This is a genomic window from Scopulibacillus daqui (assembly GCF_016908855.1).
GTDB lineage: Bacteria > Bacillota > Bacilli > Bacillales > Sporolactobacillaceae > Scopulibacillus_A > Scopulibacillus_A daqui.
In genome coordinates this window covers 68,684-94,740 of the sequence record NZ_JAFBER010000004.1, presented here as the reverse complement: position 1 = coordinate 94,740, position 26,057 = coordinate 68,684, and the positions used below count along the sequence as shown (strand labels likewise).

Below are 26,057 nucleotides of genomic sequence, written 5' to 3'. Positions count from 1 at the left end.
TTTGGAGGTGGCTCAATATTAGCAAGGATATGATTGTTAACGAGGGGATTCGCGCTAGCCAAGTCCGTCTTATTGACCAAAACGGTGAACAGATCGGCATTAAATCAAAGCGTGAAGCATTGGATATGGCCAGGAATGTCAACCTTGATCTTGTCATGGTGGCGCCGAATGCCAAGCCCCCGGTTTGCCGGATTATGGACTACGGGAAATATCGCTATGAACAGCAAAAGAAAGATAAAGAAGCCCGTAAGAAGCAAAAGATCATCAATGTTAAAGAAATTCGCTTAAGTCCCAACATTGAAGAGCACGATTTCAATACTAAGCTTCGCAATGCTCAGAAGTTCCTTAAAAAAGGCGATAAAGTAAAAGCATCCATTCGTTTCCGCGGCCGTGCAATTACTCATTCTGATCTTGGAAAAGAAGTATTAGAACGCCTTGCCAAGGAATGCGAGGAATACGGTGTCATTGAAGCGAAGCCGAAGATGGAAGGCCGCAGTATGTTCCTAGTCCTTGCACCAAAAGGCGAAAAATAAGAAGCTGACAGGAGGAATTATCATGCCAAAAATGAAAACCCACAAAGGTGCTGCAAAACGTTTTAAAAAGACAGGTTCAGGTAAATTAAAACGCAGCCATGCTTACACTAGCCACTTGTTTAAGCATAAAACTCAAAAACAAAAACGCAAGCTTCGCAAAAGCGCAATGGTTTCAAGTGCGGATCAAAAGCGCATCAGCAAGCTTATCTAAATGAAAGAACGTGTTCAAAAAGGGACAGCAAGACTTTTTGAGCAGGCTGATAATGACAACTTAGGAAATTACAAGATATACTAGGAGGTAGTATTATGGCAAGAGTAAAAGGCGGTTATGTCACTCGTCGCAGACGTAAAAAAGTTTTAAAACTTGCAAAAGGTTATTACGGTTCTAAACATAAATTATTTAAAGTTGCACAACAACAAGTTTTTAAATCATTACAATATGCGTACAGAGATCGTCGTCAAAGAAAACGTGATTTCCGCAAACTTTGGATCGCGCGTATTAATGCGGCAGCTCGCATGAACGGTATTTCTTACAGCCGCATGATGCATGGATTGAAAGTTTCCGGCATCGATGTTAACCGTAAAATGCTTGCAGATCTAGCTGTTAACGATGAAAAAGCATTTGCTGAGTTAGCTGCAAAAGCAAAAGAAGCCGTTAATAAATAATAAAGAGGATCATCATTATGGATGATCCTTTTTTCTTTAGCGCATTCCTCTTCTTTAAGCCGCTTATTATTGTCAATCAATCCGAAAACGAACGATCCCATGTTCATTCAGCATAAGGTATTTTTTATAGCGTTTGAATGCACGCAAAAGTCACAGAACGGCTTCAATCCAGACACCATCCCGTAATGACGGCCTCAGCAGGGAGTTTTGCCATGCTATCATTTCATTTACCGCAAAAATAGGAGGGAACACCATGAATGTAGAACAGCTGACAAGACTATTTAAAGAACAGAGAATGCTTGACGATAGAATTTTAGAAAACCATAATCTGAAGACAAAGGATTTATTAAAAGATAAGCTTCTGGCCTTTTATGTCGAAGTGGGCGAATTAGCCAATGAAACAAGATGCTTTAAATTTTGGAGCGTTAAGCCGGCTTCAGAGGAAGAGGTTATTTTAGAAGAGTATGTAGACGGCGTACATTTCTTGCTTTCGATAGGCCTTGACCTGGAATTTAATCATGTTGAACAGCTGATTCAACAATTTAAGCAAATCAGCCGCGGCAGTTTAACTGAACATTTTCACGCGGTAATCGAAAAGATCAATCGCTTGAGCGAAGAGATAACCCAAGACCATTATCAAGAACTCTACAACGAATACTTAAGTTTAGGTATAGTGCTTGGATTTTCTTCAAATGATATGATAGACGCTTATTTTAAAAAGAATCAAATTAATCATGAACGCCAGCAGTCGAGCTATTAGCCAAAACGATTGTGGCAAAAAATGAAATTCAGTATAATGAGTTTAATAAAAGTTAAGGAGGACAGGACAATGACTGAATTAGATCAAACGCTGCAGATGTTAAAAGACTTAACAGATGCTAAAGGTGTCTCAGGCAATGAACGTGAGCCTCGTGAAATCATGAAGAAATACATAGAACCTTATGCTGATGACATTCAATATGATAATCTGGGCAGCCTTATTGCTGTCAAAAAAGGCAGCGCCAATGGCCCGAAAATCATGGTGGCCGGACACTTGGATGAAATCGGTTTCATGGTCACGCAAATTGATGACAATGGATTTCTGCGTTTTCAAACTGTCGGCGGATGGTGGGAGCAGGTCATGCTCGCTCAGCGTGTCACAGTGATGACAAAGGAAGGCGGGGTGCCAGGGGTTATTGGTTCCAAACCGCCGCATATTTTACCTGCTGAGGCCCGCAAAAAGCCTGTTAAAGTTAAGGATATGTTCATTGACATCGGTGTCGCCAATAAAGAAGAAGCGCTTAAATTCGGCGTAAGGCCGGGAGATTTTGTCGTGCCGGTCTGCGACTTTACAATCATGAAAAATCCAAAATACTTAATGGCAAAAGCTTGGGATAATAGGATTGGCTGTGCGATTGCTATTGACGTCTTAAAACAATTAAAAGGTGTTGACCATCCAAATATTGTTTACGGCGTCGGCACCGTTCAAGAAGAAGTCGGCCTTCGCGGTGCGACAACGTCTGCGCACAAGATTCAACCGGACATCGGCATTGCTGTTGATACAGGCATTCCGGGAGATACGCCGGGCATTAGCGAAAAAGAAGCCATTGCTAAGATCGGTGAAGGTCCGCAAATCATTATGTACGATGCCTCTATCGTGACACATAAAGGTCTTCGTGATTATGTCGTTGAAACAGCGGATAAACATAATATCCCGTATCAATTAGACACAACAGCGGGCGGCGGCACTGATGCAGGCAAGATTCATTTAACCGCAAACGGCGTGCCGAGTCTGTCGATTACAATCGCAACCAGATACATCCATTCCCACGCTTCGATCATCCACCGTGATGATTATGAAAATGCGGTTAAAATTCTTGTGGAAATCATTAAAGGGCTGGATGAAGAAAAAGTTAAAGAAATCACTTTTGAATCATAGAAATAGATGTTAACTTATTAAAACAGCCTGATCACTATTCTGATCAGGCTGTTTTTACAGTTATTTGAAATTTTCATACACCTTTAGCTAAATTGTCAACCATCATATTTTTTTGCTGTTCATCAGACTCCTGCCAAATGATTTCGAAGAGTACACCAAGACCGGGAAGCATTTTTTCTTGGCCATCTTGAATAGCGTCTACAATTGTTTCTCTTAATTGAGATTTGTCGTTATCGGCAATATTATGTTTAATGGCCTTTCTAATATTAATATCCATAATACAACTCCTTTACTTTTTGTATTAGTATTGATTAAAATAAAAGAATTATGTAAGAAGATAAGAGTTTTTCTAAAGGAGTCGCAAAATGGTAAAACGGATTGAATCGTCGCAAAATCAAAAGATCAAAAAATGGAAAAAATGCCATAAAAAAAAGTGGCGTGATGAATACGGCCTATATTTAATTGAAGGTCTCCATTTGCTGGAAGAAGCATTAAAAGTGCCTTCGAGAGTTCAGGCTGTGATTTATGATGAGCATTTTCAAAAAGAAAATGTCAATATAACAGCGGAAGTTGAAGAATACAGTGTACCGCATCAATTGTTTCAAGAGCTTTCCCAAACTGAATCACCCCAAGGCGTGATAGCCGTTTGTAAAATGCCGGATCAACGTGTTGACATAACGGAAAGAGGCAGGTATCTGCTCTTAGACAGTATTCAGGATCCAGGAAATCTCGGGACAATCATACGGACGGCAGATGCCTGCGGTTTGGATGGCATATTTTTGGGAAAAGGGTGTGCAGACCTTTATAATGAGAAAACATTAAGGGCGGCTCAAGGATCGCACTTTCATCTTCCCTCTGCCGCCGTTGACTTGACAGATGTCATCAAGCAAATGAAGGAGAAGAGTATCCAAGTGTATGGAACGGCTTTAAATGGTCAAGAATTAAGCTATACGCCCCGCGCTGTCCAGGCTTTCGCATTATTAATGGGAAATGAGGGAAACGGTGTTTCGGAGGATCTGTTATCGTTGACAGATGTCAATGTGAAAATTCCGATTTACGGGAATGCGGAATCTCTTAACGTTGCTGTGGCTTCAGGCATTTTAATGTATTGGCTTCGCGGTTTTGAACGCGAGTAGCTAATAGGCTTGCATGTCGCAGAAATCTCTTTTATAATGTCAAATATATATGAAAAAAATTATCGAACGAATGCTATGAAAGAGAGTAGTACCTATGCACCGCCATATAGGGAGGATGCGCCAAAGACTGGAAGCGTGTCTATGGTAGAACATAGCGAATTCACTCTGGAGCTGTTATCTCAAAGGATAAACCGGCGACAGCCGTTATCATGATAAGTGAGTAAAGACACCGCTGTCTTTGCTAACAAGGGTGGTACCGCGATGCTTCGTCCCTTTTTGGGATGAGGCTTTTTTATTTGTCATTATTTGGCTTAAGCTGGATTTTGGAGGAGGATATGAATGAAGGAACAATTGGAATCGCTTAGAAATGAAGCGCTAGAACAAGTAAACAGTGCAGAAGATCTTAAATCGCTGCAAGATCTCCGCGTCAAGTATTTAGGTAAAAAAGGGCCGATTACTGAAGTTTTACGGGGGATGGGAAAACTGTCCAAAGAAGAAAGGCCTGTCATTGGGCAATTAGCCAATGAAGTCCGTGAAGCGATTGAGTCAGCCATTAAAGACAAACAAGAACATTTAGAGTTAGAAAAAATCAAGGCGCAGCTTGCTGAGGAATCTATTGACGTCACCCTTCCCGGCCGCCCGGTTCAATCTGCCAACCATCATCCGCTGACCGCTGTCATTGAAGAAATTGAAGATCTCTTTATCGGTTTAGGCTTTTCTATTGCTGAAGGTCCTGAGGTTGAAAATGACTATTATAACTTTGAAGCTTTGAATTTACCAAAAGATCATCCTGCAAGAGATATGCAAGATTCCTTTTACATTACAGAAGAAATATTGCTGCGGACGCATACATCGCCAAACCAAGCACGGGTAATGGAGGCCCATAAAGGCAAGGGACCGGTTAAGATTATTTGCCCAGGGAAAGTTTACCGCCGTGACACGGATGATGCTACCCACTCCCACCAATTTATGCAAATCGAAGGACTATATGTTGATAAAAATGTCAGACTCAGCGATTTAAAAGGCATTTTAACCGTTTTTGCCAAAGAAATGTTTGGGGAAGACCGGCAAATCCGCCTGCGCCCAAGTTACTTTCCTTTTACAGAGCCGTCTGTTGAAATGGATATCTCATGCTTCCATTGCAGCGGCAGCGGCTGTTCCGTTTGCAAGAAAACAGGCTGGATTGAAATTCTTGGCGCCGGCATGGTCCATCCTCATGTTTTGGAAATGTCCGGATTTGATCCGAAAGTATATACGGGATTTGCATTCGGCATGGGTCCGGAAAGAATCGCTATGTTAAAATATGGCATTAATGATATCAGACATTTCTACAACAATGACGTTCGTTTCTTAAAACAGTTTAAGCGTGCATAAGAGGGAGGATTATTTATGTTAGTATCATATAACTGGTTAAAAGATTACGTAGATTTAAGCGGTGTCTCTCCTGAAGAGTTAGCTGATAAAATTACAAAAGCAGGCATCGAAGTTGAACATGTTCACAAGCTTGGCGAGGGGATTAAAGACGTTGTTGTCGGTTATGTTAAAAGCTGCAGCCAGCATCCGAATGCTGATAAATTAAATGTCTGCCAAGTCGATTTAGGTTCTGAGGAAGCGCAAATTGTCTGCGGCGCTCCGAATGTAGCCGCTGGACAAAAAGTGGCTGTTGCCAAGGTTGGCGCTGTCTTGCCCGGGAATTTTAAAATTAAAAAAGCAAAGCTCCGGGGCGAAGTTTCCGAAGGGATGATTTGTTCTTTAGAAGAATTAGGCATTGACGGCAAACTTGTGCCTAAAGAATATCAAAATGGGATCTATGTCTTTGGAGACGATGCTGTCGTTGGCGAAGATGCGCTCCCTTACTTAAATTTGGATGACTATGTATTAGAATTGGATATTCTTCCTAACAGTGCCCATTGTTTAAATATGATCGGTGTTGCTTATGAGGTTGCTGCTATTTTAAATCGTTCAGTCAATCTTCCGGATCCAGCCGTAGAAGAAGATCAGACATTAGCCGAACAAAAGATCAAAGTCTCTGTTGAAGCGGCAGATGCCGCACCCTATTACGGTGCGAGAGTCATAGAGAATATTCGTATCGAACCTTCGCCGCGCTGGATGCAAAACAGGCTGATTGCGGCCGGAATCCGTCCGATCAATAACATTGTTGATATTACGAACTATGTCTTGCTCGAATACGGTCAACCGCTGCATGCGTTTGATTATGATCATTTAGGTTCAAAGCAAATTCTCGTTCGTTATGCTCAAGATAATGAACAAATGACAACGCTTGATGATGAAGAACGTACTTTACAATCAAGCGATCTCGTTATTACTAACGGCAAACAGCCTGTTGCTCTTGCCGGTGTGATGGGCGGCGCTGATTCAGAAATAGCAGATGAAACACAAACGGTCTTGTTAGAAGCGGCAGTATTTGACGCATTATCAGTGAGAAGGACATCTTCAAGACTGCAATTGCGCACAGATGCCAGTCAGCGTTATGAAAAAGGTATAGATAGAAACCGAGTCGTTCCTGCGGCTAACCGTGCAGCCGCACTGATGCAGTCCATTGCGGGGGCGAAAGTTCTTAAAGGCATCGTTGAGCAAGGTGAAAGAGAAGTGGCGCCTCATACAATTGACATGCCATGGACAAAAATTAACGATGTATTAGGAACAACGCTGGAAGCCGATGAAATCGCATCATTGCTTCAAAGACTCAATTTCAATGCAAATATAGCTGGAGAAATGTTGCATGTAGAAGTGCCTCCCCGCCGGCCGGATGTCACAATCCCCGAAGATATTGTTGAAGAAGCGGGGCGCATTTATGGGTACGACCATGTTCCAGCAACTTTGCCTGAAGGCGAATCAACCCGAGGAAAATTAACTTCTTACCAAAAGAAGCGCCGGATGGTCCAAAGATATTTTGAAGGTATTGGTTTGTATCAAGCGGTCACATATTCATTAACAACAAAAGAGAAAGCGCAGCAGCTAACGATTCAAGCCCAATCTGAGGATCAGCTTGTTGAATTAAGCATGCCGATGAGCGAGGAACGGAGCACGCTTCGAATGAGCATTGTTCCTGAATTGCTCGATGTTGTTCGTTATCATATGAACCGGCAAATCCCGAATCTTAAATTATATGAAATAGGCAAAGTTTTTACAGCAAAACAAAAGCCATTGACAGATCTTCCGCTTGAAACGGAACATGCGGCAGGTGCATTAACTGGGCTGGAAAATATCCAAAGCTGGGAAGGCCGGCAGCAGCCTGTTGATTTTTATTCTGTCAAAGGAATACTTGAAGGCTTGTTTGAGAAACTGGGTGTTTTGGATAACGTTAAATTTACTCCTGCTGAACGTGATCTTTTGCATCCGGGCCGCACGGCTGATATTTCGTTAAATGGTTCGGCTATCGGCTATTTAGGGCAGCTGCATCCTTCTGTACAAAAGGAAAAAGATTTAAATGACACCTATGTCTTTGAAATTAATTTACAAGCGCTGCTTGAGGAAAATGTTCCGGAAACAACTTATCGTGATTTGCCGCGTTATCCATCGGTTACAAGGGATATCGCACTGGTGGTTGACGAGAGCGTTCAGGCTGGCGACCTTCACGATATTATCAGAGAAGCCGGCGGTTCATTGCTCATAGATATTAAACTATTTGATGTGTATCAAGGCGAACATTTAGAAGAAGGCAAAAAATCACTGGCTTTCTCTTTACAATATTTAGATCCTAATAAGACCTTGACGGATAAAGAAGTCAATAAAGTCCATGAGAATATTTTGAATGCATGTCAAGAACGTGCCGGTGCCGTTTTGAGAAACTAATGTCTTTAAAGTAAAAACGCCTTTAGCGGGCGTTTTTACTTTAGTTTTTGCGCTTTTTTTGTATTGGCAAAGTGAATTTTAGCTATATTTTTTAAAAACCCTTCCCCTTTTTTTCTGATAATATCTGCGGCAGCCTCATCGACTTTGTATCCTGCACCCTTAGGAAGCTTTTGACCGGCCAATTCCGACAATTTGTCCATTTCCTTTAAGAATGCATATCTGGCAATGATCGAAGCCGCGGCTACTGAAAGATGAAGGCCTTCAGCTTTCGTTTGGAAAAAGACTTTGTCTCTCGCTTGCTGCTTTTCATCTTTAATATAAGAAAAATAAAGATCAGGTTTGGCAAATTGGTCAATTAAGACAGCATCATAAGCCTTATTTTTTGCTTTAAGTTTATCAATGACATGCAGAATAGCCTGATTATGTAAGATGGCTTTCATTTTTCCTTGCGAATAGCCTCGTGATTGCAATTGGTTGTATTTGTCGTTAGGCAAAATAAGCAAGCTGTAATCAACATGCTTAATCAAATCGCGAGCTATCATTATCATCCGTTCATCTGTCAATGACTTGGAATCTTTGACGCCTAATTGTTCTAAAATATCATGTTGTTCGGGACCGGAATGTACGGCGCATACTGTGATCGGTCCGAAATAATCACCGGTTCCCACTTCATCCGAACCAATGATTGTCAAATCACTGATATTTTTTGGGGGAAGATATTGATGAGGAGCGGAATAGGCCGCTGCGCTCTTTTTCGACGGCGCATCTTGATTGTTTCCAGCTTGCCATTTAGCAGCTTCTAATTCGGCATTTTTCCCTTGAAAAAGCACTTTTCCCGATTGATAAGCAGTAATTGTATAATCAGGCGTTTTCGCTGTAAATAAAGCCCCAGGAGCTGATTTATTGATTAATGCATTTTGGTAATGTTTTTTTATTTCGTTAATTTTTTCCTTGTTGAATTTTAAAACCGCATGAGCCATAAGGCTTTTCACCTCCATTTACACTTTACCATATACTTGTTATCGACAGCTGATGTTTTTCTATTCGATTTCATTTTGTTATACTATCGGAAAGTATATCTAGCCTTCTAAGGGGCAAGTTCAATACAAACTCTTGCGCTTTAGGGTATAGCACCAGCTAAGTTTTTCTAATGATGACAGTCAATATTCAACAGAATATGACAAAAAAGACTATGCAGGTGCGAAACTTATTAAAAAACAATGAAAGATGAGGAATCAATGATATGTTAAATATTATCATTCTCCTTTTATTAATAGGCGGTTTCTTTATTGGTTTAAGGCGCGGTTTGGTCCTGCAAGTGGTTCACTTAGTCGGATTTTTTGCCGCTTATATCATTGCATTTTTGTACTGCGGCAAACTGGCGCACATGCTGACATTTATTCCTTACCCCGGCTCTTCAAGCGCTCACAGCTTTTTTGACTTCCAAACGATATATTACCGTACCATCGCTTTTATTTTGATTTTTATTGCTGTAAAAGTTGTTATGGGTGTCATTGGCCATATTCTAAGTTTTATTGTCGATTTGCCTTTGTTAAGAACGGTCAATGGCTGGCTTGGCGGGGCGCTCGGATTTGTTGAAATCTATTTAGTCTTATTTATTTTACTCTATATAGGAACAATCACACCAGTTTATGGGATATCCAACGCGGTTAATCATTCTTATGTCGCCAGTTTAATGATGGAGAACACGCCGATACTTTCAAGCAAACTGCATGATATGCTTGCCGGTTTCGGTCATCATCCGGATTCCTTTTAAATGCGCGGTTTTGAACTTCCTCTTTTGACGGGGAAGTTTTTTGTACGTTCAGAGTTAATTTCAGCTTATTGCTGACATTGTTTCAGGCTGTCAATCACTTGTTGTTTCGGGCTTGGCGCGAGCTTGAGTTTTCTTTGTTTTCATGAAGAGAAAAAAAGGATAGGATAGTCTTTAGGGAAGGGTGAGGAAATTGAATAAGAAGGAAATTGTAAAAGTATTAGAAACCATTGCTGTTTATTTAGAAATTAAAGGAGAAAATCCTTTTAAAATATCAGCCTATCGAAAAGCCGCGCAAGCGCTTGAAAACGATAATCGTTCCATATCGCAAATTGATGATCCGTCCAAAATGAAAGGCATTGGCAAAGGGACGGCACAGGTGATTCATGAATTATTGGAAACAGGCGAGTCTTCGCTTCTTAAAGAGCTTCAAGAAGAGATCCCTCAGAGTTTATTGCAATTGTTAAAATTGCCTGGTCTTGGCGGGAAAAAGATTGCTAAATTATATCAAAAATTAGGCGTTACCGATTTAGAAAGCTTGATGCAAGCGTGTACCAAAGAACGTGTGCAAGAGCTGGAAGGCTTCGGGAAAAAGACGGAAGAAAAGCTGTTAAAAGCGATAGAGGAGTTGAAAGTTCGGCCGGAAAGACTGCCTATTTCTTATATGCTGCCAATCGCTGAACAAATAGAAACAGTCTTATCATCTATTCAGGTCATTGAAAAGTATTCCAGAGCGGGAAGTCTTAGGCGTTGCAAAGAAATGATAAAAGATTTAGACTTTGTTATTGCAACCCGCTCTCCCGAAAAGGCAGCAGAGCAGATCGCTGACGGGCTGGATATTCATGAAATTGTCGGACAAGGCCATACAAAAATGACCGTTTTATTAAATGATGATTATCAAGTTTCCGTTGATTTTCGCTTTGTCGAACCTAAGGCTTTTGCAACAACCCTTCATCATTTCACCGGGTCTAAAGACCACAATGTAAAAATGCGTCAGCTCGCAAAATCTCGCCGGGAAAAAATCAGCGAATACGGTGTAGAGCAAGAAGATACAGGGAATGTATTAACTTTTGAGAAAGAAAAAGACTTTTTTGGGCATTTTGGGCTAACCTATATTCCACCGGAAGTGCGCGAGGGAATAGATGAAATTGAAACAGCTGAAAAAGGCCGGCTTCACCTGATAGAGCTTGACGATATTAAAGGCGATTTGCATATGCATACGACGTGGAGCGACGGTGCTTATACAATAGAAGAAATGGCTGAGGCTGCCAGACTAAAAGGCTATGAATACATTGTTATTACCGATCACTCATATTCTTTGCGAGTCGCAAATGGCTTATCAGCCTATCGTCTGCGTAAACAGCGGGAAGAAATTGAACGGCTGAATGCGAAATATCATGACTTTAAAATTTTTGCCGGTGTTGAAATGGATATATTGCCTGATGCGACACTTGATTATGATGATGACACGTTAGCGGAATTGGATTTTGTCATAGGTGCGATCCATTCTGCTTTTTCACAAGAAAGAAGCGTGATTATGAAACGTTTGCAAACCGCGCTTGAAAATCCATACGTGAGATTGATTGCCCATCCGACCGGACGAATTCTCGGCGGACGGAAAGGATATGATGTTGATGTGGAAGAACTGATTCAATTAGCCAGTAAAACAAATACAGCTTTAGAATTAAACGCGAATCCCAATCGTCTTGATTTAGCTTCTCATTGGCTGAAAAAAGCCCAAGAAGCCAATGTGAAAATAGCTATAAACACCGACGCCCATTCAATTGATATGTTGGAAGATATGAAAGCCGGCGTCTCCAGTGCCAAACGAGGTTGGATCAGGAAGGATTCCGTTTTAAATACCATGTCCAGGTCATCATTTGAAGCGTTTCTGCAAAAAAATAAATAAACAGGGAGGACTATTTTTTGCTAAAGCGTGTACTAAATATCCTTGAATACGATAAAGTGGTTGAACAGTTGTCAGAACACGCCGCGTCTTCACTCGGGTTACAATTAATAAAGTCGCTTGAGCCTGAAAGCCGTCTTGAGAAAGTAAAAGAATGGCAGAGGGAAACCGATGAAGGTGCGACTGTTTTACGTTTAAAAGGCCATTTTCCTTTTGGAGGAATTACTGATATTCGTGCGAGTTTAAAAAGATCCAAAATCGGCGGCATGCTGGGTCCAAAAGAACTTATTAATATTGCCGGTACGATAAGAGGGACAAGGATAGTTAAAAATTTTATTTTGGATATTGTTGAAGAAGGGACAAAGCTGCCGTTATTATCAGAGATTGTTTCATATATGGAACCGGAATCCCAACTTGAACGAAGCATTGAGAGCTGCATCGATGATTCGGGGCATGTCATGGATTCGGCCAGTGAAACTTTAAGAAGCGTCCGCTCGCAAATGAGAAGCTTTGACAGCCGGATTAAAGAGAAGTTAGAAAACATCATTCGTTCATCCGGCCATTTGAAAAAGCTGTCTGAAGCTATTGTTACGATCCGGAACGGCCGCTACGTAGTGCCGGTCAAACAAGAATACAGAGCAGCTTTTGGCGGCATTGTTCATGATCAGTCGGCATCCGGTGCGACCCTATTTATTGAGCCGCAGTCAGTTGTAGATTTAAGCAATAAGTTAAATGAGGCGAAAGCTCGGGAAAAGCATGAAATAGAAAAGATTCTTAACAAGCTTTCTGAACAGACAGCAGCTGCCGCCGATTCTCTTTTAGACCATGTAGAGCGTCTGGCCAAGCTTGATTTTATATTTGCAAAAGCCAAATATGCAAAACAGATCAAGGCCACTCGTCCCAAGCTTAATGACAAAGGCGATATTTATCTGAAAAAAGCCCGCCACCCTCTTATACCAGCTGATGAGGTTGTACCGATAGATATCATTTTAGGCGATGGCTACCGGGCGATGATTATTACCGGACCAAACACGGGCGGGAAAACAGTGACTTTGAAAACGACCGGATTATTAACCCTAATGGCGCAATCCGGCCTCCACATTCCGTGTGAAGAAGGATCGGTTATTAACGTTTATAAAGAAATATTTGCTGATATTGGCGACGAGCAATCAATCGAACAAAGTTTAAGCACCTTTAGTTCGCATATGACAAACATTATTGATATTTTGTCCAAGGTCGACCACGAAAGCCTGGTATTATTTGATGAGCTTGGCGCCGGAACAGATCCCCAAGAAGGCGCCGCGCTTTCAGTTGCCATATTAGATGATGTGTTTTATAAAGGGGCAAGCGTTGTTGCAACGACGCATTACAGCGAATTAAAAGCATATGCTTATGAAAGAGAAGGCGTGATTAACGCCAGTGTTGAATTCGATGTTCAATCGCTAAGGCCGACGTACAAGCTTCTCATCGGTGTGCCCGGGCGAAGCAACGCCTTTGAAATATCCAGAAAGCTTGGATTGCCAGAAAGAATCATTGAACAAGCCAAAAGTCAGATTGATACTGAAACCAACCAAATTGACCAAATGATTGCTTCGCTCGAACAAAACCGCAAACAAGCGGAAGCGGCCAACCAAGAAGCAAACCAAATGAAAGCAGAAATTGAAGAACAGCGCAATCAACTAAAGAATGAACTTGAAAAATTTGAAAGAGAGAAACGCCGATTACTTAATGAAGCTGAGGCAAAAGCAAAAGAAAAAATTCAAAAAATCAAGGCCGAAGCAGAGAATATCATCAATGAACTTCGCGGGTACCAACAAAACCCCGAAAAGATAAAAGAGCATAAGCTGATAGATGCAAAAGGCCGGCTTGAGCATGCTTTAGACGCTTTATCAGAACCGGAAGCCAAAGTCAATACAACTGCCAAAACCAACGAAGAAAGAACCTCATTTTCACCGGGACAAAAAGTTAAAGTACTCAGTTTCGGCCAAAAAGGCCATATTGTTGAAAAACTTAATCCTAAAGAATACCTTGTACAAATTGGCATTATGAAAATGAATATACCCGCCAGTGACCTTAAAGCTATTAAAGATGAGAAAGAAACAAAGCCGGTCGTTAACGTTAGAACCGCAAAATCAGCAACTAAAACAGAACTTGATTTACGGGGAGAACGGTACGAGGATGCAATGATTAAAGTTGACCGTTATTTGGATCAGGCATTATTAAGCGGATACCATCAAGTATCAATTATCCACGGCAAGGGTACGGGGGCGTTGCGCAAAGGCGTCCAAAATAAATTGAAAAACCACCCTAGGGTGAAAAGTGTGCGTTTCGGCGGTGCCGGTGAAGGCGGCAGCGGCGTGACCATTGCTGAGTTAAAATAAGCCGCGGCTTGATCGGGAGGGATTCGGTGGAAACGTTGGCTAAAATCTTAATTGTCTGTTGCGGTATATTTTTTATTGCAGGCATTATATATTTAATCTTTGTGTAAAAAGAGGCTGTCTAAAAAGTCAATTACCCGGACTTTTTGGGCAGCCTATCTCTATTGCTGTTCCGTCATGTTTATCCATTTATTTTTTTATAAGTCCAATAAGAGTAAACCAGCGGAAACACAACCATTAATGCGAGACATATGATCAAGATGATAGAAGGCAAAATGCCAGGCAAAAATCCTCCAAGGCCTATGCAAATGCCAAATACAACGAGCAATTTGGCCCCCAGCCTGTTCGTTTTATGCCACACCTCTTCATCACTTAAAGTCCAGGGTGTTCTGATGCCGATAAAGAAGTTTTGTTTTAAAGAAAAAGTATAGTTGCCTAAGAAAATGAATAAAGCACCTGTAATGAAAAATATCATTTTGGGAGAAGGCGCATGATGGTGAAAGCCAGTATATACTGTCATGATATTAATGATTATAAAAAATGCATGAGTAACGAATTGAATGCCATTCTGATTCTTCAATGAATTTTTATTGTTTCTCAACTTAGGGTCGATGAATGGAATAATGACAAATAAAATATTTGCGGCCAGCATGAGGCCAAGCAGCACAAGCATGACCTGCATTTTTGATGCATAATGATTGATGCTGCCGTTGATATCCCAATGCGCGGGTAAAGTTGACGGCAGCTTAGGATATGAAAAGATCCAAATGATGAGTGAAATAATGAATGAAAAAACTGAAAATATGATTTGCTTTTTCATCATGACTCCTCCTTGCTATTTTTTAAATTAAGAATCCAATTGACGGCCTCTTCAAAAATGGTCGTATTCAGTGAATAGTAAACAAACTTTCCCTTTTTCGAGGAGGTAACTAAATCAGCATTCTTTAATATCGATAGGTGTTGTGAGATATTGGGCTTGCTCACTTGGAAATGTTCTGCTATTTCGCCTGAAGTGAGATCTTTAGCTTTTAGAAGATCAAGTATTTGTCTTCGGGTTGGATCAGCTAATGCTTTGAATAAAGCGTTAAGCACATTTTTTGCCTCCATCTGTTAATTTAACAATTAATTAATTAATTAAATGTTTAAATAAATGATACCTTAATAAGTTCTTTTGTCAATAATAAAAGGGTCCAAATTTGATTCCTTTTTCATTGTGGCTGCTTTACCTCCCGCTATACTTGCTTCGGATACCGGCATGACCGTCAGCAGAAGCAGCAAGATACGACAAAGCGCCAAAAATCCTTTCTTGATCTTGCCGTCATCACCATACCTAAGATAAATATTTAAAAAATTTAATAAAATCCCTATTTTTTTGCAAGTGTTTACAATATAATAATAGATGATAGGAATACGTTTATGGAAGGAGCGGAAACAAAGGAGGCCTATAGAATGGCTATTAAAGAAAAGAAATGGCTTGATCACTATCCAGAGGAAATCAGCCCGGTGTTGGAGTATGATGACAAACCGTTATACAGCTGCCTAGAAGAAGCAAGCCGCAAATTTCCGAATAAAGCAGCGCTTTATTTTTTTGGCAAAGAAATGACATATCGGGAGCTGTATAAACAAACATGCCAACTTGCCGGCAGACTGATTGAATTAGGGTTAGAAAAAGGGGATCGTGTAGCCATAATGCTGCCTAATTGTCCCCAAGGCGTTATTTCATATTACGCGGCGCTGATGGCAGGCGGCGTTGTTGTGCAAACTAACCCGCTATATATGGAGAGGGAGTTGGAGCATCAGCTCAAGGATTCCGGTTCGAAGTTTATTATTTGCCTTGATCTCGTTTATCCAAAGGTCGCTCGTGTTAGAGGGAAGACGGCGTTAGAAAAAATTATTGTGACAGCCATTCAAGATTATTTGCCATTTCCAAAAAAACTTTTGTATCCGTTCATAGAAAAAAGAAAGAAAACACCTCTGCCTAAAATTCTGTTTAATGGCTCGGTTTTGAATTTTAAAAGTATAGTAGAGGGAGGCGAAAGCGCTTTTCAGCCGGTGCAAGTTGACGCCAAAAAAGATTTGGCTTTGCTTCAATACACAGGAGGAACCACCGGACCGGCAAAAGGTGTGATGCTGACGCATTACAACCTGACAGCTAATACGATACAAGCGAGGCACTGGATGTACAAAAATCGGTATGCAGAGGAAATTGTTTTAGGTGCTTTGCCGTTTTTTCACGTCTACGGGATGACATGTGTGATGAATTATGCTGTTATGTATGTCGCAAAGATGATTATTGTCCCTAGGTTTAACGTCAAGGATATTTTGAAAGTCATCGAAAAGCAAAGGCCGACGCTCTTCCCCGGAGCGCCGACAATGTATATTGCACTGATTAATGATCCTGATATTCAAAAATACGATCTGTCATCTATTGAAACATGCATTAGCGGTTCCGCTCCGCTGCCTAAAGAAGTTCAAGAACAATTTGAACGTCTCACCGGCGGCAAACTGGTCGAAGGGTACGGATTAAGCGAGGCATCGCCTGTGACTCACAGCAATTTAATCTGGGGAGAGCGAATCCCGGGCAGCATCGGCATTCCTTTTCCTGATACAGACGCTAAAGTTATATCGCAAGAAACAGGTGAAGAGGCGGAAGTTAATGAGATTGGCGAGTTAATAGTCAAAGGCCCTCAGGTTATGCAAGGTTATTGGAACCGCCCTGATGAAACTCGGGCCGTATTAAAAGACGGCTGGCTATTAACTGGAGACCTTGCTTATATGGATGAAGAAGGCTATTTTTACATTGTTGATAGAAAGAAAGATATGATCCTTGCTTCCGGATTTAATATTTATCCGCGGGAAATAGAAGAGGTATTGTACGAACATCCGGATGTTCAGGAAGCAGCTGTCATCGGTGTTCCTGATGCATACAGAGGAGAAACTGTCAAAGCATTTATCGTTCCGAGGGAAGGAAAAACGATAGATGAGAAAGAGATGAATAATTATTGCCGCAAACATTTAGCAGCTTATAAGGTGCCGCGCATTTATGAGTTTCGCAAGGAGCTTCCTAAAACAACAGTAGGTAAAATACTAAAAAGAAGCTTGATAAACGAGGAAAAAACGGGAAAAGCATCATCTGAATAATAGAGCCCATCCCGGCTCTATTATTCAATATTTTCAGTAATATTGACATAAATCTGAAAGATGATTATAATTTGGGGTGAATGAATAATCATTCACTTCTGAAGAGGGGAACTATCATGTCAATTGAACAACGGCCAAAATATAAACAAATTATCGATGCGGCGGTAAGCGTCATCGCTGAAAATGGGTTTCACCGTTCGCAAGTCTCTAAAATTGCCAAGCGTGCAGGTGTTGCCGATGGTACGATATATATCTATTTTAAGAATAAAGAAGACATCCTTGTTTCTTTATTCAGGGAAAAAATGGGTCAGTTTGTAGAAAAAATTGAAGCTGAAATAAAGGGAAAGAACGATGCCAAAGAGAAGTTATTAACTATGGTAAAAGTTCACTTTAATCAGCTGGCAGCTGATTACCCTTTGGCAATAGTCACTCAGCTTGAATTAAGGCAATCGGAGCCTGGCATCCGCATGGAAATCAATAATATTTTTAAAAACTACCTTCGGGTGATCGATGAGATTTTAATTGAAGGAAAGCAGCAGAAGATTTTTCGGGACAATATTGATACGCGGTTAGCTAGGCAGATGATATTTGGCACCTTAGACGATATAGTGACCAACTGGGTCATGAATGATCAAAAATACGACCTTCAGGCACTGGCAGAACCTGTTGGTGAGCTGCTCGTTAATGGCTTATGCTGTTAAATTATTTTATATAAATTGAAAGCGGTTTATAAGGAGGCCTGTTATGACAGTAGTAGATTGGGAATTAGAAGACCATACAGCGGTGATTGTGTTAAATCATCCTCCTGCTAATGCCTTAAGCTCTCAACTCATCAAAGAATTGTCGGATATTACTGATGAGTTAGAAAATAATGTACAAGTAAAAGCAATTGTCATTTATGGTGAGGGCCGATTCTTCTCAGCTGGAGCAGATATCAAGGAATTTACACAAATTGAAGAAGGAAAAGGCTCTTCTCATACAGCCAATGAAGGGCAAAGGCTCTTCAACCGGATGGAAAACTTTAAAAAGCCAATCATAGCGGCCATTCATGGAGCGGCATTAGGCGGAGGTTTAGAATTAGCTATGGCCTGCCATATTCGCTTGGCCGCCAAAGGGGCTAAGCTCGGCTTGCCGGAGGTGCAATTAGGCTTGATTCCGGGATTTGCCGGTACGCAGAGATTGCCGAGATTGGTGGGTGTGCCGAAAGCTGCTGAAATGATATTAACGAGCCAGCCGGTGCAAGCTGAAGAGGCGCTCCAGCTAGGATTGATTAACCGTGTTGTTGAACCTGAAGAACTTTTGAATGAAGCGAAGGCATTAGCCGCTTTGATTGCTTCAAAAAGTGCTGTAGCTGTATCCTTGGCTCTTGATTGTCTTTCATATGCAAGAGATGGAAAATTCGCCGAAGGACAGTCTCAAGAGGCGATTAACTTTAGCAAAGCCTTTAGTTCTGAAGATGCTAAGGAGGGCATCGCCGCCTTTATTCAAAAAAGAAAACCGGTATTTCAAGATAAATAAACAGGAGGTTCTAAAATGAATATTTATGTCATTATGAAACGCACCTTTGATACAGAAGAAAAGATTGCTGTTGAAAATGGCAAAATTTCCGATGACGGGGTTGAATATATCATTAACCCTTATGATGAGTATGCCATAGAAGAAGCCATCCAGCTTCGCGATAAACACGGCGGTGAAATAACAGTTGTATCAATCGGCGATGAGGAAACTGAAAAAGAGCTCCGTACAGCGCTTGCTATGGGATGCGACAAAGCAGTGCTTATAAATAATGAAGATGTTGAAGATTATGATCAAGTTTCGACAGCATCTATTTTGGCTAAATTTTTCGAAGATAAGGAATTTGATATTATTTTAGGCGGCAATGTGTCTGTAGATAACGGTACGGGACAAATCGCTCCTCGATTAGCAGATAAGCTGGGCATTGCCCATATTGCAACCATTGTTAACTTAGAAGTAGCAGAAGGGAAGGCGACAGCAGAACGCGATGTTGAAGGAGACATCGAAATCATTGAAGCTTCGCTGCCATTGCTTGTGACCGCTCAACAAGGCCTGAATGAACCGAGATATCCATCGCTCCCGGGGATTATGAAAGCTAAGAAAAAGCCTCTTGAAGTCTTGGAATTAGATGATTTGGATCTTGATGAAGACGACGTTGAAGGTCAAACAGAAGTCATTGATGTCTTTTTGCCGCCTAAGAAAGAGGCGGGCAGAATCCTTGAGGGTGAACTGGAAGATCAGGTTAAGGAACTTGTGAACAGTCTAAGATCTGAAGCTAAGGTAATATAAGGGGGACTTAAAATGGCACGGAAAACACTTGTTTTAGCAGAAGCTCGCGATGGTGGACTTCGTCATGTCTCATACGAAGCGATTGCAGCAGGCAAAAAGGTTGCAGACGGCGGTGAAGTCGTTGCCGTTCTTTGCGGTGACAACATTGCAAGCCTTGCACAATCCCTTGGCCACTACGGTGCGGATCGGATTTTAACTGTAGAAAATGAAAATTTAAAAAATTACACACCGGACGGCTATAAACAGGCTATGATGCAAGTGATTGATTCTGAAAAACCCGAAGCTATCGTTATGGGACATACAGCGATAGGGAAAGATTTGTCTGCTGGAATAGCCAGCCGCCTGAATTGCGGTCTTATTTCTGACGTTACAGGCATTGATGCAGATGGAGAACTTGCATTTATCAGACCGGTATACGCCGGCAAAGCTTTTGAAAAGAAACGAATCAAAGACGGCATTGTGTTTATTACAATTCGTCCAAACAACATTGAAGCTCTGGAAAAGGATGAGTCAAAAGAAGCTGTTGTTAATGCCTTTGATGTCGTTGTTAAAGATCTGCGCACCATTGTTAAAGATATTGTGAAAAAGACAACTTCTGGCGTAGATTTATCGGAAGCAAAAGTTATTGTGTCCGGCGGAAGAGGCGTAAAAAGTGCAGAAGGCTTTGAACCCCTTAAAGAATTAGCGGATGTGCTTGGCGGTGCGGTCGGTGCTTCCCGAGGCGCCTGCGATGCCGGGTATTGCGACTACTCAATGCAAATTGGGCAAACCGGTAAAGTGGTTACTCCTGATCTTTATATTGCTTGCGGTATATCAGGCGCTATTCAGCATTTAGCAGGCATGTCTAATTCAAAAGTGATTGTCGCTATAAATAAGGACCCAGAGGCAAACATCTTTAATGTCGCAGATTATGGCATTGTCGGTGACTTATTTGAGGTTGTTCCTCTGTTAACGAAATACTTTAAGGAAGTTCTTCAAGAAGCATAATTGGACTTTTCGAACATTCTCTGATAAATAATGAAGGCCTTTCAATGGCATAACTAAAGGGGAGATGTTATACTTCTTCTAAGAAAGGTATGTTATTGACAAAGGAGGCACTTTTTGAATATGGCAATTCAAAATGTAACTGATGCAAATTTTTCTGAAGCAATTTCCAACGGTTTAGTACTGGCTGATTTTTGGGCACCATGGTGCGGCCCTTGTAAAATGATTGCACCAGTGCTTGAAGAAGTTGATTCAGAAATGGGCGACAAAGTCCAAATTGTTAAGCTTAATGTTGACGAAAATCAAAAAACAGCCGGCGATTACGGTGTAATGAGCATTCCAACGCTGATCATCTTTAAAGATGGAGAAATCGTGGACAAAATAGTTGGATTCCAACCAAAAGAAGCATTAATCAATGCTATTCAAAAACATCAATAAAGAAAAACTCAACTGATGTTAAAACTATAGGCGAAGGCACCTGCCAAGCTGCACTCATACTATCAGTTATCTTGGACAGCTGCATGTCATCCGCTTCAGCGTTGCCAAGGCATATTTTCTGATAGTTTAAAGAAAAACATGAAGTCCTTTCATTTCGGACTTCATGTTTCTTTTTTTATTTATTTCTCGGGAAATGTTGAAAACTGTAATGATGCATCCTAAGATATATACGGACATCCATACGAGGGTTATGAATGATGTCCTTTCACTTGAACTGATAAGGTGACTTTATGGAAAAAGGAATGAATAACTATGTCTGCCTTAAAAGAAAAGCTTGATATACTTCCGGCTCAGCCTGGATGTTATTTAATGAAAAATAAATACGGGCAAATTATTTATGTAGGCAAAGCTAAAAACCTAAAAAACCGAGTCCGATCATACTTTACTGGTACTCACGATGCCAAGACTCAGAGGTTAGTCAATGATATCTGTGACTTTGAATATATCGTCGTTTCATCAGAAATTGAGTCTCTATTATTAGAAATGAATTTAATAAAAAAGCATGAACCCAAATATAATGTCATGTTAAAAGATGACAAGAGTTACCCCTATATAAAGCTGACAAATGAGAGACATCCGCGTCTGATTATTACACGAAAAGTGAAAAAAAACAGCGGCAAATACTTTGGGCCGTATCCTAATGCCACAGCTGCTGCAGAAACGAAACGGCTCCTTGATCGTCTATATCCGCTAAGAAAATGCCGAACACTGCCAGACCGGGTTTGTCTATATTATCATATCGGCCAATGTATGGCACCGTGCGTCAATGATATATCAGAAGAGACTTATAAAGAAATGACAGATCATATTACTCGCTTTTTGAACGGCGGTCATCAAGACGTCAAGCGCGATTTGGAAGAAAAGATGGCTAAAGCGGCTGAGCAGCTCAATTTTGAGCATGCAAAAGAGCTGCGTGACCAGATACGTCATATTGAAACCATTATGGAAAAACAAAATGTCCTTTTTGACGATTTGAATGACAGAGATGTTTTTGGTTATGCGATTGACAAAGGCTGGATGTGCGTTCAAGTGTTTTTTATTAGGCAAGGCAAACTGATTGAACGGGATGTATCTATTTTTCCTTTTTATCAAGAACCAGAAGAAGATCTTCTAACCTATATTGGCCAATTTTATTTGCACCACAATCATTTAAAACCAAAAGAAATACTCATTCCTCTGTCTATTAACAGCAAATTAGTTAACCAGATGCTCGAAATACCGGTTCATCAGCCAAAAAGAGGAAAGAAAAAACAACTCGTTGAAATGGCAGAAAAAAATGCCCAAATCGCTTTAAAAGAAAAATTTGCACTCATTGAACGGGATGAATCACGGACAATGAGAGCAGTGGAAAACTTAGGGAAACATTTAAATATAAATACGCCAAGGCGTATCGAAACATTTGATAATTCAAATATACAAGGTGTTCATCCTGTATCAGCAATGGTTGTTTTTGAGGATGGGAAGCCAAATAAAAAAGAATACCGCAAATACAACATTAAAACAGTTAAAGGGCCGGATGATGTAGCTACAATGAAAGAAGTCATAAGAAGGCGTTATGCCAGGGTTCTAAAAGAAAATCTGCCTTTGCCTGATCTCATTTTAATTGATGGGGGAAAGGGACAAATGGCGGCGGCCATAGATGTTTTAGAAAACGAACTGGGAGTTTCCATACCAGTTTGCGGACTGGTAAAAGATGAAAAACATAAAACATCCCAGCTGGTCATGGGGGAACCGCCTCAGGTCGTCCCTTTAGAACGGAACAGCCAAGAATTTTATTTGCTGCAGCGGATTCAAGATGAGGTTCACCGCTTTGCGGTCACATTCCATCGCCAAGTAAGGGATAAAAGTATGACAAAATCTATTTTAGATGATATTGATGGTATTGGACCTAAGCGAAAGCAAACACTTTTAAAGCATTTCGGATCTATTAAAAAAATACGCGAAGCCGGCATTGATGACCTTATAAAATCAGGGCTGCCGGAAAATATTGCGAAAAAGGTAAAAGAGTATTTAGAAAAGAATTAAGAAGTGGATTGTTTTAAAAAGCAATCTTTGCTATAATACAAACTAATTTCATAAAAAACTTCTAGTGATAGAGGCGCGGGTCTCAAGAGTATGCTATCTGAGAATATTGAGATTTGATGATGATAGTTGAAAGGGTGACCTGCCGAAGCGAAAAAATGCTCAATCATTTTTTTTGCTGGACCTGTATTGAATAAGTACAGGGCTGTCACACTGTTAAAGTGTGGAGTACTATCTCAGCATGTTGTAGGAATAATAAGCAGCAGTGGGTAGCCTCCCTGCTGTTTTTTTATTACTTTTGATTTTTATTCCTATTTCTTTTGCTGGGAAAGAAGGGGAGAAACTTAATGACGCTTACTGTGATGAAATTTGGTGGCACATCAGTAGCGGACGTAGAAAAAATAAGGCGGGCCGCACAAAGAATTGAACAAAAAGCAGATTTAGGAGAGAAGCTTATCGTTGTTGTCTCAGCAATGGGAAAAACAACTGATCATTTAGTTGAATTAGCGGGGCAAATTTCCGCCCGTCCAAGTGCATGCGAACTTGATATGCTGTTATCGACCGGAGAGCAGATCACGTCTTCTTTATTAGCGATGCTGTTAAAAGAAGACGGCTATGATGCAGCGGCTTTAACAGGATGGCAAGCTGGTTTTTGTACGGATGACACACATGGCAACGCGAAAATTTTAAAAATTAAAGAAAGTGCCATTTCCGATTATCTTGAAGATCAAAAAATTGTTGTTGTCGCTGGATTTCAGGGGATAAGCCAATCAGGACGGATCACGACACTGGGCAGAGGGGGATCCGATACATCGGCGGTCGCGCTTGCTGCGGCGTTTAAGGCTGACCTTTGTGAAATTTATACTGATGTTGCAGGAGTTTTTACAGTTGATCCGCGTTATGTCGAGAATGCGAGGAAACTTGATGAAATCAGTTATGATGAAATGCTGGAAATGGCCTACTTAGGTGCAGGCGTTTTACACCCAAGAGCGGTTGAGTATGCAAAAAACGCTAAAGTCCCGCTGATTGTAAGATCTTCATTTACTAATGAAAAAGGAACTGTAGTTAGGGAGAGTGTTTCAATGGAAAACAAGCGAGCTGTAAAAGGATTAGCATTTGAAAAAAACGTTGCTAAATTAACCCTTCTAGGTCTGCCGGATCATGAGGATACATTATCGAAGGTCTTTAATGTTTTAGCAGATAGACAGATTAATGTTGATATTATTATTCAAAATAGCTTTCAAGAAAAAGAAACAAATCTATCATTTACAATTGACGACGCATCGGTTCCGGATGCGATGGAGGCACTGAATGATGCCAAAACAATTTTGGGTTATAGCGGCATGGATATAGAGTCAGATTTAGCAAAAGTTTCGATAGTCGGTTCAGGTATGGCATCGAATCCGGGAGTGGCAGCCAAAATGTTTGCCGCGCTCAATCATAACGGCATTAAAGTGAAAATGGTCAGCACATCGGAAATTAAGGTGTCTGCAGTTATTGATGAAAGCCATTTGACATCATCACTTAACGTTTTGCATCGTGTCTTTGAGCTGGAGGGGGCCGTAATAGTTAATCAATAATTGGGGAAATATAATCATAATAAAGGAGCTGTCGAAGCTTGACAGCTCCTTTATTAGGCTTTCGCGTTCTCATGTGTTTTTTTGATCGGAATAACCATATCCTTAAAGTCCCACTTAACATGAAAGGTTACATGTTTGGCCTTTCTGTTTTTTGGCTCAGCAAAGGCTTCTGCTGTACAATTTAATTGTCTTTGCAGTTGTTCTGCGAGAAATCCGGCTTCTAAGGAAAATGAGGCGTTTGGATTATCTTTCATTCGTGCCTCGACTAATTCTGATGTCAGGTCAAAGATTATCTTATCTTTTTGTTGACTGATTACACTCAGCTGTCCCCAAGCTGCATATTCAAAAAATGCTTGTATGTCATCTATAGTATCAAGAGGATATTGGCGAGCAAGCTTTCTTCCAGACCAATAAAGAATTGATGAGAGCTCTTCTCCAAGCAATTCAGGAAGAAGGGCATCACGCAATAACTCGTAACCGAATGCAGGAATTGCTGTATCATTATAATGTTCGGGTTTCGGATATGTTACTTTTGTCATATGTATCTCCTCCATCTTTTATATTATAACTACTTATCAATAAAAGCTCTATAACAAATGTTTAAAAAGGACAGTCTATATTGCCTTGACTGGTTATAGTGATGGGAGTACAATGAACTTGTTACATTTAACCAAACTTTTTGTTTGGGGTTGCAGATTCCCGCCATATGGAAAAAAATCAACCAATTTCAACAACTGTCCAAATCATAGGAAAAGGGGGAAAATTAATGGCACATCGGGATTTTGTCAGCCGAAGGCTGCATTCGTTTTTAGGACTTGTTCCAATTGGATTGTTCCTAGTCGTTCATTTGACGGTGAACTATTTCGCGACAAGGGGACCTGAGTCATTTAATAAGGCGGCTAATTTTATGGAAAGCCTTCCTTATTTACTTTTCTTGGAAATCGTTTTCATCTATTTGCCTATTCTTTTCCATGCGATTTACGGTGTATATATTGCTTTCCAAGCAAAAACCAATGTTAATCGTTATGGTTTTTTCCGAAACTGGATGTTCTTTCTTCAACGCTGGTCCGGTTTATTCTTAGTTATTTTTCTTGCTTGGCATATTTGGGAAACGAGAATTGCAATGGCTCTTGGAACAACGCTCAACTATGACATGATGGCTAATATTTTAGCTAATAAAGGTATGTTAGTCTTCTATATTATCGGAATTTTAGCCGCTGTATTCCATTTTTCTAATGGTTTATGGTCATTCTGTGTGCATTGGGGAATCATTGTCAGCCCAAGAGCACAGCGCATTACTACATACGCCACTGTAGTCGTATTTATTTTATTAGCATATGTCGGCATACGCGCGGTATTTGCATTTACTAATCCTGGATTAGCATTTTAATAGGGAGTGAG

25 protein-coding genes, 1 riboswitch and 1 other annotated feature are annotated in these 26,057 nt (G+C 40.7%); of the genes, 20 read left to right on the top strand and 5 right to left on the bottom strand.

Annotation, left to right across the window (positions count from 1 at the left end):
* The first annotated feature begins 29 nt into the window (after nt 1-29).
* From infC to JOD45_RS04785, 5 genes are all read left to right on the top strand, one after another.
* Nucleotides 30-533 carry a translation initiation factor IF-3 gene (gene infC / locus JOD45_RS04805; protein ID WP_205002731.1) on the top strand — a complete coding sequence of 168 codons (504 nt, stop codon included), beginning with the start codon at nt 30-32 and terminating at the stop codon, nt 531-533.
* Between the two features lie 22 nt (nt 534-555).
* On the top strand, nt 556-744 hold the full coding sequence (rpmI, locus tag JOD45_RS04800) for a 50S ribosomal protein L35 (protein WP_205002730.1): 189 nt from the start codon (nt 556-558) through the stop codon (nt 742-744).
* A 95-nt stretch (nt 745-839) separates the two neighbouring features.
* Nucleotides 840-1,199, top strand: coding sequence for a 50S ribosomal protein L20 (gene rplT, locus JOD45_RS04795; RefSeq protein ID WP_205002729.1), 360 nt, complete (start codon nt 840-842; stop codon nt 1,197-1,199).
* Between the two features lie 253 nt (nt 1,200-1,452).
* Nucleotides 1,453-1,959 carry a dUTP diphosphatase gene (locus JOD45_RS04790; RefSeq protein ID WP_205002728.1) on the top strand — a complete coding sequence of 169 codons (507 nt, stop codon included), beginning with the start codon at nt 1,453-1,455 and terminating at the stop codon, nt 1,957-1,959.
* Between the two features lie 69 nt (nt 1,960-2,028).
* Nucleotides 2,029-3,117 (top strand): M42 family metallopeptidase, encoded by a 1,089-nt coding sequence (locus JOD45_RS04785; RefSeq protein WP_205002727.1) that lies wholly within the window; start codon nt 2,029-2,031, stop codon nt 3,115-3,117.
* A 73-nt stretch (nt 3,118-3,190) separates the two neighbouring features.
* Here the strand turns inward: JOD45_RS04785 and sspI are convergent, their stop codons facing one another.
* A complete protein-coding gene (gene sspI, locus JOD45_RS04780) occupies nt 3,191-3,394 on the bottom strand; it encodes a small acid-soluble spore protein SspI (protein WP_205002726.1) in 204 nt (67 codons plus the stop codon).
* An 88-nt stretch (nt 3,395-3,482) separates the two neighbouring features.
* Between sspI and JOD45_RS04775 the strand changes: the two genes are divergently transcribed.
* From JOD45_RS04775 to pheT, 3 genes are all read left to right on the top strand, one after another.
* Nucleotides 3,483-4,253: a TrmH family RNA methyltransferase gene (locus JOD45_RS04775; protein WP_205002725.1), complete on the top strand. Its 771-nt coding sequence runs from the start codon at nt 3,483-3,485 to the stop codon at nt 4,251-4,253.
* 66 nt (nt 4,254-4,319) lie between these two features.
* Nucleotides 4,320-4,530 (top strand) — a binding site (T-box leader).
* Nucleotides 4,531-4,592: 62 nt separating this feature from the next.
* Nucleotides 4,593-5,627 carry a phenylalanine--tRNA ligase subunit alpha gene (pheS, locus tag JOD45_RS04770; RefSeq protein WP_205002724.1) on the top strand — a complete coding sequence of 345 codons (1,035 nt, stop codon included), beginning with the start codon at nt 4,593-4,595 and terminating at the stop codon, nt 5,625-5,627.
* A gap of 15 nt (nt 5,628-5,642) precedes the next feature.
* Nucleotides 5,643-8,069: a phenylalanine--tRNA ligase subunit beta gene (gene pheT, locus JOD45_RS04765; RefSeq protein ID WP_205002723.1), complete on the top strand. Its 2,427-nt coding sequence runs from the start codon at nt 5,643-5,645 to the stop codon at nt 8,067-8,069.
* A gap of 35 nt (nt 8,070-8,104) precedes the next feature.
* Here the strand turns inward: pheT and rnhC are convergent, their stop codons facing one another.
* The gene (gene rnhC, locus JOD45_RS04760) at nt 8,105-9,049 is read right to left on the bottom strand and encodes a ribonuclease HIII (RefSeq protein WP_205002827.1); all 945 of its coding nucleotides are present in this window, start codon (nt 9,047-9,049) and stop codon (nt 8,105-8,107) included.
* Between the two features lie 263 nt (nt 9,050-9,312).
* Between rnhC and JOD45_RS04755 the strand changes: the two genes are divergently transcribed.
* The 3 genes from JOD45_RS04755 (at nt 9,313) to JOD45_RS04745 (ending at nt 14,130) form a co-directional block, all read left to right on the top strand.
* Nucleotides 9,313-9,846, top strand: coding sequence for a CvpA family protein (locus JOD45_RS04755; protein WP_205002722.1), 534 nt, complete (start codon nt 9,313-9,315; stop codon nt 9,844-9,846).
* Between the two features lie 181 nt (nt 9,847-10,027).
* Nucleotides 10,028-11,752 (top strand): DNA polymerase/3'-5' exonuclease PolX, encoded by a 1,725-nt coding sequence (polX, locus tag JOD45_RS04750; RefSeq protein ID WP_205002721.1) that lies wholly within the window; start codon nt 10,028-10,030, stop codon nt 11,750-11,752.
* A 17-nt stretch (nt 11,753-11,769) separates the two neighbouring features.
* Nucleotides 11,770-14,130: an endonuclease MutS2 gene (locus JOD45_RS04745; protein ID WP_205002720.1), complete on the top strand. Its 2,361-nt coding sequence runs from the start codon at nt 11,770-11,772 to the stop codon at nt 14,128-14,130.
* 178 nt (nt 14,131-14,308) lie between these two features.
* On the opposite strand, the gene JOD45_RS04740 is transcribed toward JOD45_RS04745, so the two are convergent.
* Both JOD45_RS04740 and JOD45_RS04735 read right to left on the bottom strand, forming a co-directional pair.
* Nucleotides 14,309-14,947, bottom strand: a complete 639-nt coding sequence (locus JOD45_RS04740) for an SdpI family protein (protein WP_205002719.1) — start codon at nt 14,945-14,947, stop codon at nt 14,309-14,311.
* Entirely contained in the window at nt 14,947-15,219 is a 273-nt protein-coding gene (locus tag JOD45_RS04735; RefSeq protein WP_338056024.1) for an autorepressor SdpR family transcription factor, read from the bottom strand. The genes JOD45_RS04740 and JOD45_RS04735 overlap by 1 nt, the downstream gene beginning before the upstream one ends.
* A 357-nt stretch (nt 15,220-15,576) precedes the next feature.
* Here JOD45_RS04735 and JOD45_RS04730 point away from each other — a divergent pair, with 357 nt between their 5' ends.
* The 8 genes from JOD45_RS04730 (at nt 15,577) to JOD45_RS04695 (ending at nt 24,656) form a co-directional block, all read left to right on the top strand.
* Nucleotides 15,577-17,268 carry an AMP-binding protein gene (locus JOD45_RS04730; RefSeq protein WP_205002717.1) on the top strand — a complete coding sequence of 564 codons (1,692 nt, stop codon included), beginning with the start codon at nt 15,577-15,579 and terminating at the stop codon, nt 17,266-17,268.
* A gap of 116 nt (nt 17,269-17,384) precedes the next feature.
* Complete coding sequence (locus JOD45_RS04725) at nt 17,385-17,969, top strand: TetR/AcrR family transcriptional regulator (RefSeq protein ID WP_239549081.1); 585 nt, start codon at nt 17,385-17,387, stop codon at nt 17,967-17,969.
* 43 nt (nt 17,970-18,012) lie between these two features.
* Nucleotides 18,013-18,786 carry an enoyl-CoA hydratase gene (locus JOD45_RS04720; RefSeq protein ID WP_205002715.1) on the top strand — a complete coding sequence of 258 codons (774 nt, stop codon included), beginning with the start codon at nt 18,013-18,015 and terminating at the stop codon, nt 18,784-18,786.
* 15 nt (nt 18,787-18,801) lie between these two features.
* Nucleotides 18,802-19,572, top strand: coding sequence for an electron transfer flavoprotein subunit beta/FixA family protein (locus tag JOD45_RS04715; protein WP_205002714.1), 771 nt, complete (start codon nt 18,802-18,804; stop codon nt 19,570-19,572).
* Between the two features lie 12 nt (nt 19,573-19,584).
* Nucleotides 19,585-20,559, top strand: coding sequence for an electron transfer flavoprotein subunit alpha/FixB family protein (locus JOD45_RS04710; protein ID WP_205002713.1), 975 nt, complete (start codon nt 19,585-19,587; stop codon nt 20,557-20,559).
* 120 nt (nt 20,560-20,679) lie between these two features.
* Nucleotides 20,680-20,994 (top strand): thioredoxin, encoded by a 315-nt coding sequence (gene trxA / locus JOD45_RS04705; protein WP_205002826.1) that lies wholly within the window; start codon nt 20,680-20,682, stop codon nt 20,992-20,994.
* A gap of 312 nt (nt 20,995-21,306) precedes the next feature.
* Nucleotides 21,307-23,079, top strand: coding sequence for an excinuclease ABC subunit UvrC (gene uvrC, locus JOD45_RS04700; RefSeq protein WP_205002712.1), 1,773 nt, complete (start codon nt 21,307-21,309; stop codon nt 23,077-23,079).
* A gap of 60 nt (nt 23,080-23,139) precedes the next feature.
* Nucleotides 23,140-23,318: riboswitch (Lysine riboswitch) on the top strand.
* 105 nt (nt 23,319-23,423) lie between these two features.
* Nucleotides 23,424-24,656: an aspartate kinase gene (locus JOD45_RS04695; RefSeq protein WP_205002711.1), complete on the top strand. Its 1,233-nt coding sequence runs from the start codon at nt 23,424-23,426 to the stop codon at nt 24,654-24,656.
* 53 nt (nt 24,657-24,709) lie between these two features.
* Here JOD45_RS04695 and JOD45_RS04690 read toward each other — a convergent pair whose 3' ends face one another.
* On the bottom strand, nt 24,710-25,195 hold the full coding sequence (locus JOD45_RS04690; RefSeq protein ID WP_205002710.1) for a YslB family protein: 486 nt from the start codon (nt 25,193-25,195) through the stop codon (nt 24,710-24,712).
* Between the two features lie 227 nt (nt 25,196-25,422).
* Between JOD45_RS04690 and JOD45_RS04685 the strand changes: the two genes are divergently transcribed.
* Nucleotides 25,423-26,046 (top strand): succinate dehydrogenase cytochrome b558 subunit, encoded by a 624-nt coding sequence (locus JOD45_RS04685; protein WP_205002709.1) that lies wholly within the window; start codon nt 25,423-25,425, stop codon nt 26,044-26,046.
* Nucleotides 26,047-26,057: the final 11 nt, after the last annotated feature.

Bases quoted from the DNA above. Each gene is read 5' to 3' on its own strand.
- infC (WP_205002731.1), top strand. From the start codon at position 30: ATGATTGTTAACGAGGGGATTCGCGCTAGCCAAGTCCGTCTTATTGAC.
- rpmI (WP_205002730.1), top strand. From the start codon at position 556: ATGCCAAAAATGAAAACCCACAAAGGTGCTGCAAAACGTTTTAAAAAG.
- rplT (WP_205002729.1), top strand. From the start codon at position 840: ATGGCAAGAGTAAAAGGCGGTTATGTCACTCGTCGCAGACGTAAAAAA.
- JOD45_RS04790 (WP_205002728.1), top strand. From the start codon at position 1,453: ATGAATGTAGAACAGCTGACAAGACTATTTAAAGAACAGAGAATGCTT.
- JOD45_RS04785 (WP_205002727.1), top strand. From the start codon at position 2,029: ATGACTGAATTAGATCAAACGCTGCAGATGTTAAAAGACTTAACAGAT.
- sspI (WP_205002726.1), bottom strand. From the start codon at position 3,394: ATGGATATTAATATTAGAAAGGCCATTAAACATAATATTGCCGATAAC.
- JOD45_RS04775 (WP_205002725.1), top strand. From the start codon at position 3,483: ATGGTAAAACGGATTGAATCGTCGCAAAATCAAAAGATCAAAAAATGG.
- pheS (WP_205002724.1), top strand. From the start codon at position 4,593: ATGAAGGAACAATTGGAATCGCTTAGAAATGAAGCGCTAGAACAAGTA.
- pheT (WP_205002723.1), top strand. From the start codon at position 5,643: ATGTTAGTATCATATAACTGGTTAAAAGATTACGTAGATTTAAGCGGT.
- rnhC (WP_205002827.1), bottom strand. From the start codon at position 9,049: ATGGCTCATGCGGTTTTAAAATTCAACAAGGAAAAAATTAACGAAATA.
- JOD45_RS04755 (WP_205002722.1), top strand. From the start codon at position 9,313: ATGTTAAATATTATCATTCTCCTTTTATTAATAGGCGGTTTCTTTATT.
- JOD45_RS04740 (WP_205002719.1), bottom strand. From the start codon at position 14,947: ATGAAAAAGCAAATCATATTTTCAGTTTTTTCATTCATTATTTCACTC.
- JOD45_RS04730 (WP_205002717.1), top strand. From the start codon at position 15,577: ATGGCTATTAAAGAAAAGAAATGGCTTGATCACTATCCAGAGGAAATC.
- JOD45_RS04725 (WP_239549081.1), top strand. From the start codon at position 17,385: ATGTCAATTGAACAACGGCCAAAATATAAACAAATTATCGATGCGGCG.
- JOD45_RS04720 (WP_205002715.1), top strand. From the start codon at position 18,013: ATGACAGTAGTAGATTGGGAATTAGAAGACCATACAGCGGTGATTGTG.
- JOD45_RS04715 (WP_205002714.1), top strand. From the start codon at position 18,802: ATGAATATTTATGTCATTATGAAACGCACCTTTGATACAGAAGAAAAG.
- JOD45_RS04710 (WP_205002713.1), top strand. From the start codon at position 19,585: ATGGCACGGAAAACACTTGTTTTAGCAGAAGCTCGCGATGGTGGACTT.
- trxA (WP_205002826.1), top strand. From the start codon at position 20,680: ATGGCAATTCAAAATGTAACTGATGCAAATTTTTCTGAAGCAATTTCC.
- uvrC (WP_205002712.1), top strand. From the start codon at position 21,307: ATGTCTGCCTTAAAAGAAAAGCTTGATATACTTCCGGCTCAGCCTGGA.
- JOD45_RS04695 (WP_205002711.1), top strand. From the start codon at position 23,424: ATGACGCTTACTGTGATGAAATTTGGTGGCACATCAGTAGCGGACGTA.
- JOD45_RS04690 (WP_205002710.1), bottom strand. From the start codon at position 25,195: ATGACAAAAGTAACATATCCGAAACCCGAACATTATAATGATACAGCA.
- JOD45_RS04685 (WP_205002709.1), top strand. From the start codon at position 25,423: ATGGCACATCGGGATTTTGTCAGCCGAAGGCTGCATTCGTTTTTAGGA.